Source organism: Neptuniibacter sp. QD72_48, from assembly GCF_047778065.1.
GTDB lineage: Bacteria > Pseudomonadota > Gammaproteobacteria > Pseudomonadales > Balneatricaceae > Neptuniibacter.
Window position 1 is genome coordinate 3,433,200 of record NZ_CP180547.1, and the last position, 11,999, is coordinate 3,445,198.

Below are 11,999 nucleotides of genomic sequence, written 5' to 3' on the forward strand. Positions count from 1 at the left end.
TGTCATTCGGTTACAACTTTAAAATTCTTCTAATCGCCAAACATCGTAGGCAGGTTCTTCATAAGGGTGAGCCGATTTCATTGCATCGAGAGCCTGATGTATCAACTCATCGCTGCACACCAACTCAACCTTCCACTCCTCGACTGTTTCAACATTACCTAAGCGCCCTATATGTGGATCACTACCCTCTAAAGGGCGAAACTGGCCTTGACCCAACACCTGCCAACAGCAACAATCATAGTTACCAATTCGTCCTGCACCTGTCGCGAAAACAGCCGCTTTTACTTGTTCCAAGTTTTCATCAGGAACAAAGAAACTTAGTTTATACACCGAAGCTTTACCGTTTTATTTAACTGTTCAACCATGTTGGGTATCTGCTCAGCTATACAATCAGATATAGGCGCCATAGTCTCAGTTTGACCTAACTGAACCAGAAACAAACTGATCTGCGGCAAAGATTGTTCGAGTTTAAGCAACAACTGCCAACTCTCTGATATACCCAAAGTATGACTACTAACTGGCGCATTTTGCATATGCAAAAACCCAGACCCATCCTCAATATACCTGTACTCACCTGCTTTTTGCTCCATTTCACAGGCATCAATCACAATGACCTGATCAAACTGAGGTAATAGCGTCACTAAAGAGTGGGAAGGGGTGGTTAATTTCTCGCAGACCACAGATTCAGGAAGCAGTCCTTGCAGGGCATCCACCAACACCCAACCAATTTGATCATCCCCATGGGAAGAGCCCAACCCCAACACACCTAACTTCAAGGCTTACGCTCCGTTGTTAACTTTAGAAAGTGAGTTGCGCAGGAGATACAAGGGTCATAATTACGAATCACTTTTTCGCTATGTAAGCGCAAAAGATCATCGGGTTGATCCAAGCCAAACTCACTCAGGGAATAAAGCAGATCTTGCTCAATACGTGCTTGGTTTTGGCTGGTCGGCGGGACGATTTTCGCCTCTGTAATTAAGCCAGCCTCATTGACTGAATATCGGTGCCAAAGCAAACCTCTAGGCGCCTCACTCCAACCGTATCCAGTGCCTGCTTTCGGATTAACCTCAACTGCACTTTTGGTAGGTGACTTATACTTTTCCAACAACTTAATCGCTTCATCCAAAGCAAAACAGATCTCCACACCACGAGCCAACATACTGTGGAACATATTCTGACTTGGAAAAGGGCTACCCAATTTACGGAGTAGCTGCTGTAGAAAATCAGGCAGCCGTTGATGATTAAGATTGATCCTTGCCAGAGGGCCAACCAGATAATCCTGGCCATTGAGATGACTCCACAGCGCCGTCGAGTGTGGCGACTGGCTCTCTGCAAAGTAGGTTTCATATTCGTCCTCAGCGATATTCAACCCTGAGCTACTAACGAGACGACCTTCACCAAGCGGATAGCTATTCGCTGTTAGCGAGACGGAATTAAAAGCCTGCCGGTGATCAGGAATCTCAACCTCAGCTAACCATTCAACCATAGCTAGTGCCTGAGGCAATATCTCATTGATATACTTTTTAAGCGCTTGCGCTTCGGCTACCGAGGGAGCTTTATGAAAGCCTCCCACTTTAATACCAACGGGGTGTACAGAACGCCCACCCAAGAAACGCATAATTCGGTTACCCGCATCTTGAATAGCAAAGCCTCTTCGAACCTCATCGGGATACTCTCCTGCGAGCTCCAACGCCGAGTTATGGCCAAAATAATCTGGCAACGCTAGTAAATGGATATGCAGGCCATGACTTTGCAGCCATTCACCTAAATAGAGCAAGCGCCGCATATCCTTTATCCACGGGATTAGCTGAACCTGAAACAGAGATTCCAATGCATTCACTGCACTGACTTGATAAGCCACAGGACAGATTCCACAGATGCGCGCCACAATATCTGGAACTTCAGAGAAGTGCCGCCCCTCTAGAAACTTCTCAAAAAAACGCGGCGGCTCATAAATTTTAAATTGCAGATGCTGTAACTTACCTTGTTCAATCTTGAGATGGAGCGCCCCTTCTCCCTCAACACGGGCAAGTGAGGGCACGTCAATCTGAATCTTTCGTTCAGTCATTCAGCTCTCCTTTGCCGACATTTGCCTCAGGATGAATCAATCGAAAACGCCGACTAACTTCCGCATCAACAAGTCCCAAACCGGATAAACGACGAGCAAACGCTGAATGATGAGACAACTCTGCTTCGCCATAGCAGCCATAGCATGCTCGACCAAATTTGGGGCACAAAGCTCCGCAACCCAATCTTGTCACTGGCCCCATACAAGGCTCACCAGCAGTGACTAAAGTGCAGACCTGACCCGAGCGTTTACACTCAATACAGAGTTTTTCTCGTTCATCCTGAGGCATTACGCCCTCAAGCATTAAGCTGATCGCCGTTGAGATTTGGCGGCTATTGATCGGACAGCCCCAGAGTTCAAAATCAACTTTAACGTGATCTTTGATCGGCTCGGATCTATCCAAACTATCGATAAATTCAGGCTGTGGATAAATAGCGCCCGGCCAAGTCTCAGGTGCATCCGCCAAGTTCTTCAACGCTTGAATCCCACCAGAAGTGGCACAGGCTCCCATGGTAATAAGATAACGGCTGTTCTTACGTATCTGTTGGATTCGCTGGGTATCATGTTGAGTCACAATACTGCCTTCAATAAAGGCAATATCGACCTCTGCACTCTCATCCAAAACACCCGCTTCTGCAAAATGCTTTATCTCCACCCGCTCTGCCAAAGTAACTAGGGCTTCACCCATATTTAGCAATGCCAATTGACAGCCATCACAAGAGCTAAATTTATGCACAGCAATACTCGGTTTAGAGCTCATTACACGCCCTCCATACCTAAACGATCGCTTACAACAGGGTAAGAAAATACCGGGCCATCTTTGCAAATAAAATCAGCGCCAAACTGACAATGGCCACAATGCCCTACGGCACACTGCATATTTCGCTCTAGACTAAGAAATATCTGAGCCGGATCTATCCCTAAACCAATAAGCTTTTCCGCTGCTGCATGCATCATCCCCTCAGGGCCACAAATCATCGCCAATGCATTACTTGGGTCAACTGTCACTTGATCAAGCAGCTCGGTGATACGCCCTTTATGGAATGGCCACGCCGGTCCTGATTCATCCGCTGCAAGAAACACTTCAACATTCTCGATCTGACGCCACCGATCATAGCGCTCACCCCAGATAAGATCATTGCTGTGCTTAACCCCTTGAACAATACTCAGCCGTCGATAATGATCTCGTCGTTTCAGCGCATAATTGATTGCTGCTACGACCGGCGCACAACCCAATCCACCAGTAACGATTAGAAGATCCTTATTTTTTGCGTCCAACAGAGGCCAACCATGACCGAATGGACCTCTTAGACCGATTTGATCTCCCTGTTTTAATTTCGCTAAACCTTCGGTAACACGCCCTACAATCCTAATAGTGTGATCGATGACTCCCTCATCCTTAGGGTCAGAAACAATCGAGATAGGCACCTCACCCACACCAAAAAGGTAAAGCATATTGAACTGACCCGGTTCAAACTTATAGGCGGCTCGCTCTGCGAGGTCAGCCAACTGCAAACGAAGCGTAAAGATCGTTTTAGATTCACAAATCACCTCAGTAACAGTTGCAACCAAAGGTTTCTGACAGATAACACTCATTCTTTGTCTCCTGTTATCAGGTTTGCTTCTGCTACAAAATCTATCTCTGCAGGGCACCAGGTCATACAGCGCCCGCAGCCAGTACAACCTGAGCGGCCATATTGGGCCTGCCAAGTATCTAGCTTATGGATCATCCATTGCTGATAGCGCTGCTTAACGGTTTGTCGAACTTGAAATCCTGCAAGCTGACCATGAGATTCTCCAAAACAGCTATCCCACTCTCTGACGTGCTCGCTCTCAGCACCATTAAGCTGTGGTTCTTCATGCTGTCGATGGCAGAAACAGGTGGGGCAAACCATAGTGCAGTTACCACAAGCAAGGCAGCGCTCGGCAACATCATCCCATTGCGGATGATCTCTTCGGCTTTGCAGATCATCTTTAGCAATAAGGTTGAGTGATCGGGTTTGTTGATTAGCAGCCGTTTGAATCTGTTCCTTGGCCATATCGGTCATCGCTTCAGACACTTTGTGTAGCGGCAACTGATCGACTATGGTCGAGCCTTTAGCCGAGCCCGATTGAATAAGAAAGCCATCGTCTAATTCAGTTAACAAGATATCGTAAGCTTGCCTAACCTCTGGACCATCGCCTGTAGATACACAGAAACAGGTTTCTGCAGATACATTGCAATTAACAGCAATTAAAAAAAGCCCTTGCCGCTTTGCTTGGTAACCGGGGTCTACATATTCACCTTCTAGAAAATGCTGATCCTGCAGTTTCAACGCGGCAAGATCACAGGCTTTCACCCCTATGATTGCAACTTTATCTTGCGCTTGCTCAGGCACTAAAAATTGCAAACGACCATCATCACCACGCCTTGCCTGCCAGATAACATCTCGAGCAGGATACAAAAGCGGCTTCAGAGCCGAGGGCCCATTAGCCCAATTAAACTGACGTAAAGAATCACCATGCTTGAGCCGATACAGCCCAGGGACCTGCCGATCTGTCCACCTTTGCGGAAGATCTTCAACAGAATCAAGATCATCGTAAACAATCGCGCCATCACGAACTTGAGGACCGTGCAACCGAAAGCCTTGCTTAAGCAAAAGCTCAAACAGCTCGGTTAAATCCTTCCTAATGAGAAAAGCAGATTTAGAAATCGCCATTCACTCCCCCCCCTTGCTCTTTTAATATTAGCCTAAACTACTAGACAAGCTTCGGGATTTAGGGCGATTTCAGTCTTCAATTACACGAGCATAAATGACACTATGAAAAGGTGTGCTAACCCAGACATTAATCGCATCTGTTTTGAGTTTAGATATGAAAGTTCTTGTCGTTGAAGATAGCCAGCTAGTAAGCCGAGTACTACAAAGACTGTTTCAAACCGCAGATATACCACTGGAAATCATATTCTGTGAAAGCCTGCTTCAAGCTCAAGAAAAGGTAGATCTTTACGAAGATATCTTTGCGGCATTAGTTGATCTTAACCTTCCAGACGCGCCTCATGGCGAAATCGTCGATTTTATTCTCGCGCAAAACATTCCGACAATTGTTCTAACCGGCAGTTATGACGACGATAAACGTGAATCTTTACTTCAACAGGGCGTAGTAGATTACATCATCAAAGAAAGCCGCTTCTCCTACGAATATGCCGTTCAGCTTGTTCACCGCTTGCTTAAAAACCAAGAGATCAAAGTTCTATTAGTCGAAGATTCTTCATCCTATCGGCTGATGGTGCGCAAACAACTCGAAAAACACCTTTACCAAGTTATTGAGGCCCGCGACGGCCAAGAGGGACTAGCTAAACTTCAGCAAGACCCGGAAATTAAGCTTATCCTCACCGATTACGAGATGCCCAATATGAATGGCATTGAGTTAGTACAAAATATTCGCCGGGATTACGAAACATCCGAGCTCAAAATCATCGGTTTATCTGCAGCCGACAGCCCTGCTTTATCTGCAAAGTTTATTAAAAGTGGCGCAAATGACTTTCTAACTAAGCCATTTAACTATGAAGAGCTACATTGCCGAGTGATGCATAACATCGAACAGATGGAGCTTATAGCCCAGATCAAAGATGCTGCTAATCGCGATTTCCTAACTGGTCTACACAACCGACGCTATCTATTTGAACAATCTGAAAAATTATTAGCACAATCCAACAATAAAACCTGCTTAGCCATGATGGACTTGGACTTTTTCAAGCGAATTAATGACAACTACGGCCATGACGCAGGGGACGCAGTGCTAACCCAACTCGCAACCCTGCTGGATCGATCCTTCAACCGCTTCCTACATGCACGTATTGGCGGTGAAGAGTTTTGCATTTTGTTAAATGGCTTAAATTTAGATCAGGCAGAAATTCTGATGCAGCATTTCTGCACCTTAGTGCATGACACTGAATTTGTATTTGGTGATCAGGTTCTACCCGTTACGGTGAGTATCGGTTTAATCGAACAAGATGATGACAACTTCGACCAGATGATTAGCCGAGCAGATGAGATGCTGTACAAAGCTAAAGAAAACGGCCGTAACACCGTTATGTGTGAATAAAAAAGCCGCTGATAAACAGCGGCTTTTTAAGTCGTTCTAAAATCACTTCAGACCAAGAATATCCTGCATATCGTACAGGCCATTCTCTTTACCTTCCAACCACTTACAAGCACGTACAGCGCCTTTAGCAAAAGTTAGACGGTTACTCGCCTTATGCGTAATCTCGATACGCTCACCTTCTGTACCAAATAGCACAGTGTGATCGCCTACTACATCGCCAGCGCGGATCGTTTCAAAACCGATCTCACCACGAGGACGCGCGCCTACCTGACCTTCACGGCCATATACAGCACACTCTTTAAGATCACGATCCAACGCATCAGCAACCACTTCACCCATACGTAGTGCCGTACCCGAAGGTGAATCCACTTTGTGACGGTGGTGGGCTTCGATCACTTCGATATCGTAATCATCGTTACCTAGCGCTTTAGCTGCGATCTCAAGCAGCTTAAAGCACAAGTTCACACCAACACTCATGTTAGGTGCAAATACAATGGCAACACTCTCAGCGGCTTTCTCCAGTACTTCTTTCTGCTCATCAGTCAGGCCTGTCGTACCGATAACAACTTGCTTACCGTGAGTAGTGCAGAAACGAACATTCTCAAGCGTGACTTCTGGTGCAGTAAAGTCGATTAGCACGTCAAAATCAGCAACCGCTTCATGCAAAGAACCAACTATCTTAACGCCTAGCTTACCAACACCTGCAACTTCACCGGCATCTGCGCCGATCAAAGAACTATCAGGCTCAACAATAGCTGCACCTAATTCGATGCCTTCAGCCATCTGTAGCGCTTCGATATTTGCTTTACCCATACGACCGGCTGCGCCAGTAACTGCTACTTTAATCATGTAAGTTTCCGCTCTTATTTGTTTTTGTCATGAAGGATATTTTGGTCCATATCCAATGCCGGTTTATCGCACTGAGGATGACCAACAGCACGGGCAGGTACACCTACAACCGTTGTATGTCTTGGCACATCATCCAACACAACACTTCCGCCACCTACTTTGGCACCTGAGCCCACTTCGATGTTACCGAAGATTTTGGCACCAGCCGCAATCATAACGCCTTCACGAATTTTCGGATGACGATCACCACAGTCTTTACCCGTACCGCCTAGGGTTACAGATTGTAGGATAGAAACATCATTCTCGATCACACTGGTTTCACCCACAACAATACCTGTTGCGTGATCAAACATTACGCCATGACCGATCTTAGCCGCAGGATGAATATCAACCTGCAACACACAACTAACTCTGCTCTGGATATAAAGCGCCATGCTCTTACGGCCTTTATTCCACATATAGTGAGCCACACGATATGCCTGAATTGCATGAAAGCCCTTAAGGTACAGCAATACAGTCGCATATTTATCGATTGCAGGGTCTCGTGTACGTACCGCAGCTATATCAGCACATACTGCCTGCAAAATCTCGGGCGCTTCACGAAATACTTCTTCGATCACTAGACGAAAAGTCACTGCTGGCACTGCATCATCATGCAGCTTACGGCTCAACAGATAAGCTAAAGCAGAACACAAGCTCTGATGCCCTAAGATATTAGCGTGATAAAACCCCGCCAACACCGGTTCATCAATAACTTCACGTTCGGCTTCTGCCGTAATTTCATCCCAAAGCCAAGTTGGGCATTCTGGATTCTGGCTCATGCCATCCCCATTCTTATAAAAATTTAAGGGGCAATAAATGCCCCTTAAAATTAGGTCATATCTTCAAAAAACTTTTTCACAGAATCAAAGAAGCCGTGCTTCTTCGGGCTGTGTTTATGCGTACCTTGTTCCATCTCGTCTTGGAACTCACGCAGTAGCTCTTTCTGACGGCTGCTCAACTTAACCGGCGTTTCCACAACCACTTTAACCAGAAGGTCACCCGTAGATCCACCGCGCACAGGTGCTACGCCCTTACCACGTAGACGGAACATTTTTCCTGTCTGCGTTTCGGATGGTACTTTCAACTTAACACGACCATCAAGGGTTGGAACTTCTAGCTCACCGCCCAATGCTGCATCAACAAAGCTGATTGGTACTTCGCAATATAAGTGTTTACCGTCACGTTCAAAGATCGGATGATCTTTAACATGAACTTGTACATATAGATCACCTGCTGGACCACCGTGAGTACCCGCTTCGCCTTCACCCGCTAGACGGATACGATCGCCTGTATCAACACCTGCTGGAATCTTAACGTTAAGCGTCTTAGTTTTCTCTTTACGACCATGACCATGACAGTCAGTACATGGATCAGAGATTACCTTACCTTCACCATGACAGGTTGGACAGGTCTGCTGAACAGAGAAGAAACCCTGCTGCATACGCACTTGGCCTTGACCACCACAAGTGCCACAAATCTTTGCAGATGTACCAGGCTTAGCACCGGAACCATCACAAGTTTCACACTCTACTAGTGTAGGTACTTGAATGCTCTTTTCGACACCACGAACGGCCTCTTCCAGAGTCATCTCCATGTTGTAACGTAGATCAGCACCGCGCTGAACAGAGCTACGGCCACCACGACCACCGCCGCCACCGAAGATATCGCCAAATACATCGCCAAAGATGTCAGAGAAGTTACCGTCAAAGCCACCGCCATGACCACCACGCATATTCGGATCAACACCGGCATGACCGTATTGATCGTACGCAGCTTTTTTCTGAGCGTCAGATAACACTTCGTAAGCTTCGTTTACTTCTTTGAACTTATCTTCTGCTTCCGTATCGTCCGGGTTACGATCCGGATGATATTTCATCGCCATACGGCGGAAAGCTTTCTTGATATCGCGATCAGATGAATCCTTAGATACACCCAATACTTCGTAATAATCTCGTTTTGACATGGTCACTACACTATACAGTCACAACACTGTTTTCGGCTTAAAGCCGGATATGACAACGCGGGCATAGAGCCCGCGGTGCCGAGTAAGTCGACTTTGCAGCATCGTTCAACACTGCAAAGTTCTACGCTTAGTTAGCTCGATTCAGCTAAAAGGCGACTTATTTTTTGTCGTCTTTAACTTCTTCGAACTCAGCGTCTACTGCATCATCGTTACCGCCAGCTTGTTGCTGTTCAGCACCGCCTGCGCCTTGCTCAGCTTCAGCTTGCTGTGCAGCTTCTGCGTACATCTTCTGAGCAACACCAGAGATCGCTTCAGTAAGTGCAGTAGTTTTAGCTTCGATAGCGTCTTTGTCGTCGCCTTTAAGCGCTTCTTCAAGTTCAGCAGTCGCTGCTTCAACAGCCGCTTTCTCTTCGTCAGTCGCTTTATCGCCCGCTTCTTCCATTGTCTTCTTAGCAGAGTGAACCATTGCATCGCCCTGGTTACGCGCTGTAGTCAGCTCTTCGAACTTCTTATCTTCTTCAGCGTGAGCTTCCGCATCGTTTACCATCTGCTCGATCTCGTCATCGCTCAGACCAGAAGAGGCTTTGATTACGATAGACTGCTGTTTACCAGTCGCTTTATCCTGCGCAGATACGTTAAGGATACCGTTGGCATCAAGGTCGAAAGTTACTTCGATCTGAGGCACACCGCGTGGTGCTGGTGGGATCTCTGCCAAGTCGAAACGACCTAGAGATTTGTTCTGTGCCGCTTGCTTACGCTCACCCTGTACAACGTGAATTGTTACAGCGTTTTGGTTGTCGTCTGCAGTAGAGAAGATCTGAGACTTCTTAGTTGGGATAGTCGTGTTCTTCTCGATTACTGGAGTAGCTACGCCACCCATAGTTTCGATACCAAGCGTTAGAGGCGTTACGTCTAGTAGTAGAACGTCTTTAACGTCACCTGCTAGTACCGCACCTTGAATCGCAGCACCCATTGCTACAGCTTCGTCAGGGTTAACGTCTTTACGTGCTTCTTTACCGAAGAATTCAGCAACTTTTTCCTGAACCATTGGCATACGAGTCTGACCACCAACCAAGATAACTTCGTCGATTTCAGATGCGCTTAGATCAGAATCTTGTAGAGCGATCTTACACGGTTCTAGAGAACGCTGAACTAGTTCTTCAACTAGAGACTCAAGCTTCGCACGAGTGATCTTAACGTTAAGGTGTTTTGGACCTGTCGCATCAGCAGTGATGTAAGGTAGGTTAACGTCAGTCTGCTGCGCAGAAGATAGTTCTACTTTAGCTTTCTCAGCACCTTCTTTAAGACGCTGTAGCGCTAGTGGATCGTTGTGTAGATCGATACCTGTGTCTTTCTTGAACTCATCAGCCAAGAACTCGATCAAACGTAGGTCAAAGTCTTCACCACCAAGGAACGTATCACCGTTAGTAGAAAGTACTTCGAACTGGTGCTCGCCATCTACTTCAGCGATCTCGATGATAGAGATATCGAAAGTACCACCACCTAGGTCATATACAGCGATAGTTTTGTCGCCTTTAGACTTGTCCATGCCGTATGCAAGAGCAGCAGCAGTTGGCTCGTTGATGATACGCTTAACTTCTAGACCAGCGATTTTACCCGCATCTTTAGTCGCCTGACGCTGAGCATCGTTGAAGTATGCTGGTACAGTTACAACGGCTTCAGTTACTGTCTCACCTAGGTAGTCTTCTGCAGTTTTCTTCATCTTCTTCAGAATCTCTGCAGAGATCTGAGGTGCAGCAAGCTTCTCACCTTTAACCTCAACCCAAGCATCACCGTTGTCAGCTTCAACGATTTTGTATGGCACCATTTTGATGTCTTTCTGAACAACATCATCTTTAAAACGACGACCGATAAGACGCTTGATAGCAAATAGCGTGTTGTCTGGGTTAGTAACCGCCTGACGTTTTGCAGGCTGACCAACTAAGATTTCACCTTCATCAGCGTAAGCGATGATAGAAGGTGTAGTGCGATCACCCTCAGCATTTTCAATTACTTTAGATGTATCGCCGTCTAGGATAGAAACACAAGAGTTTGTAGTTCCTAAGTCAATACCGATGATTTTACCCATTTGTATCTGCTCCAATTCTTTCTAAGCTGCCCGTTCTGACGGACAGTGATTAATTCTATAAGTGACTTACTAGTCAGTATGAAATCTATATAAGTACGTTTCGCAGGGTTTCAAGGCCGAACCCAAAATTAAATTTACCTAACGTACCTTAAGCTTTAGCCACAACAACCATCGCAGGACGTACTAGACGGCCGTGCAATGTGTAACCTTTCTGCATTACTGCAATAACTGTATTTGGCTTCGCATCTGGAGACTCAACCATAGACATCGCTTGGTGTAGTGCCGGATCAAATGCTTCGCCCATAGGATTAACCTGTTCCATCTGGAATTTAGCCAGACCAGATAGGAACATGTTCATAGTCATCTCAACGCCTTCTTTCATCGGCTTAACCGCTTCGTCATCACCGAAGGCTTCAATAGCGCGCTCTAGGCTATCGACGATTGGCAACATTTCGTTGGCAAACTTCTCTACGCCAAACTTGTGCGCCTTTTCTACATCCTGTTCAGCACGACGACGAACATTCTGAGCATCAGCCTGAACACGTAGCATCTGATCCTTTAGCGTCTCAACCTCAGCTACTGCTGCAGCTAGATCAGCTGCCAATTTATCCGCATCCTGAGCAGTCTCTTCTGCAGCAACCTGTTCCGCTTCACCTTGTTCAGCGTTTTCTTCTTGCGCTTCTTCCGCTGCTACAACCTCTTCTGGCTGCTCAACTTTCTGCTCTTCTACTGGGTTCAGTTCTTCGTTTGCCATTGTGCTCTCCAGCCAGCCCATTCAATAAACTCGAGGGCGTCTGTTGGGTGTTAATATCAATTGCTCTTGAATATGGGGACAAAGAGATCGCTTTCAACAGATAAATTCGATTTTTTTACGCTAATTTCAGATAAAGATTGCATCCGAT

The 11,999-nt window shown here is 46.3% G+C and carries 12 protein-coding genes; 1 reads left to right on the forward strand and 11 read right to left on the reverse strand.

Annotation, left to right across the window (positions count from 1 at the left end; genetic code table 11):
* Positions 1–18 precede the first annotated feature (18 nt).
* From ACMXYX_RS15655 to ACMXYX_RS15680, 6 genes are read right to left on the reverse strand one after another with little or no spacing between them, the layout of a single operon-like run.
* Positions 19–330, reverse strand: coding sequence for an NGG1p interacting factor NIF3 (locus ACMXYX_RS15655; RefSeq protein WP_415882572.1), 312 nt, complete (start codon positions 328–330; stop codon positions 19–21).
* Entirely contained in the window at positions 318–776 is a 459-nt protein-coding gene (locus tag ACMXYX_RS15660) for a hydrogenase maturation protease (RefSeq protein ID WP_415906239.1), read from the reverse strand. Before ACMXYX_RS15660 ends, ACMXYX_RS15655 begins: the two co-directional genes overlap by 13 nt.
* Positions 773–2,068 carry a Ni/Fe hydrogenase subunit alpha gene (locus ACMXYX_RS15665; RefSeq protein WP_415906240.1) on the reverse strand — a complete coding sequence of 432 codons (1,296 nt, stop codon included), beginning with the start codon at positions 2,066–2,068 and terminating at the stop codon, positions 773–775. The genes ACMXYX_RS15660 and ACMXYX_RS15665 overlap by 4 nt, the downstream gene beginning before the upstream one ends.
* Positions 2,061–2,828 (reverse strand): sulfhydrogenase subunit delta, encoded by a 768-nt coding sequence (locus tag ACMXYX_RS15670; protein ID WP_415906241.1) that lies wholly within the window; start codon positions 2,826–2,828, stop codon positions 2,061–2,063. Before ACMXYX_RS15670 ends, ACMXYX_RS15665 begins: the two co-directional genes overlap by 8 nt.
* Entirely contained in the window at positions 2,828–3,664 is an 837-nt protein-coding gene (locus tag ACMXYX_RS15675; RefSeq protein ID WP_415906242.1) for an FAD/NAD(P)-binding protein, read from the reverse strand. Before ACMXYX_RS15675 ends, ACMXYX_RS15670 begins: the two co-directional genes overlap by 1 nt.
* A complete protein-coding gene (locus ACMXYX_RS15680) occupies positions 3,661–4,767 on the reverse strand; it encodes a 4Fe-4S dicluster domain-containing protein (protein ID WP_415906243.1) in 1,107 nt (368 codons plus the stop codon). The genes ACMXYX_RS15675 and ACMXYX_RS15680 overlap by 4 nt, the downstream gene beginning before the upstream one ends.
* A gap of 154 nt (positions 4,768–4,921) precedes the next feature.
* Between ACMXYX_RS15680 and ACMXYX_RS15685 the strand changes: the two genes are divergently transcribed.
* Entirely contained in the window at positions 4,922–6,154 is a 1,233-nt protein-coding gene (locus tag ACMXYX_RS15685) for a diguanylate cyclase (protein ID WP_415906244.1), read from the forward strand.
* A gap of 42 nt (positions 6,155–6,196) precedes the next feature.
* On the opposite strand, the gene dapB is transcribed toward ACMXYX_RS15685, so the two are convergent.
* From dapB to grpE, 5 genes are all read right to left on the reverse strand, one after another.
* Positions 6,197–7,003, reverse strand: coding sequence for a 4-hydroxy-tetrahydrodipicolinate reductase (gene dapB, locus ACMXYX_RS15690; RefSeq protein ID WP_415902182.1), 807 nt, complete (start codon positions 7,001–7,003; stop codon positions 6,197–6,199).
* 14 nt (positions 7,004–7,017) lie between these two features.
* Positions 7,018–7,824 (reverse strand): serine O-acetyltransferase, encoded by an 807-nt coding sequence (gene cysE, locus ACMXYX_RS15695; protein WP_415882580.1) that lies wholly within the window; start codon positions 7,822–7,824, stop codon positions 7,018–7,020.
* A 50-nt stretch (positions 7,825–7,874) separates the two neighbouring features.
* Complete coding sequence (dnaJ, locus tag ACMXYX_RS15700) at positions 7,875–9,008, reverse strand: molecular chaperone DnaJ (RefSeq protein WP_415882581.1); 1,134 nt, start codon at positions 9,006–9,008, stop codon at positions 7,875–7,877.
* A 157-nt stretch (positions 9,009–9,165) separates the two neighbouring features.
* Positions 9,166–11,097 (reverse strand): molecular chaperone DnaK, encoded by a 1,932-nt coding sequence (gene dnaK, locus ACMXYX_RS15705; protein ID WP_415906245.1) that lies wholly within the window; start codon positions 11,095–11,097, stop codon positions 9,166–9,168.
* A gap of 148 nt (positions 11,098–11,245) precedes the next feature.
* Entirely contained in the window at positions 11,246–11,851 is a 606-nt protein-coding gene (gene grpE / locus ACMXYX_RS15710) for a nucleotide exchange factor GrpE (RefSeq protein ID WP_415906246.1), read from the reverse strand.
* Between the last annotated feature and the right edge of the window lie 148 nt (positions 11,852–11,999).

Bases quoted from the DNA above. Each gene is read 5' to 3' on its own strand.
- ACMXYX_RS15685 (WP_415906244.1), top strand. From the start codon at position 4,922: ATGAAAGTTCTTGTCGTTGAAGATAGCCAGCTAGTAAGCCGAGTACTA.
- cysE (WP_415882580.1), bottom strand. From the start codon at position 7,824: ATGAGCCAGAATCCAGAATGCCCAACTTGGCTTTGGGATGAAATTACG.
- ACMXYX_RS15675 (WP_415906242.1), bottom strand. From the start codon at position 3,664: ATGAGTGTTATCTGTCAGAAACCTTTGGTTGCAACTGTTACTGAGGTG.
- ACMXYX_RS15665 (WP_415906240.1), bottom strand. From the start codon at position 2,068: ATGACTGAACGAAAGATTCAGATTGACGTGCCCTCACTTGCCCGTGTT.
- grpE (WP_415906246.1), bottom strand. From the start codon at position 11,851: ATGGCAAACGAAGAACTGAACCCAGTAGAAGAGCAGAAAGTTGAGCAG.
- dapB (WP_415902182.1), bottom strand. From the start codon at position 7,003: ATGATTAAAGTAGCAGTTACTGGCGCAGCCGGTCGTATGGGTAAAGCA.
- dnaJ (WP_415882581.1), bottom strand. From the start codon at position 9,008: ATGTCAAAACGAGATTATTACGAAGTATTGGGTGTATCTAAGGATTCA.
- ACMXYX_RS15680 (WP_415906243.1), bottom strand. From the start codon at position 4,767: ATGGCGATTTCTAAATCTGCTTTTCTCATTAGGAAGGATTTAACCGAG.
- ACMXYX_RS15670 (WP_415906241.1), bottom strand. From the start codon at position 2,828: ATGAGCTCTAAACCGAGTATTGCTGTGCATAAATTTAGCTCTTGTGAT.
- dnaK (WP_415906245.1), bottom strand. From the start codon at position 11,097: ATGGGTAAAATCATCGGTATTGACTTAGGAACTACAAACTCTTGTGTT.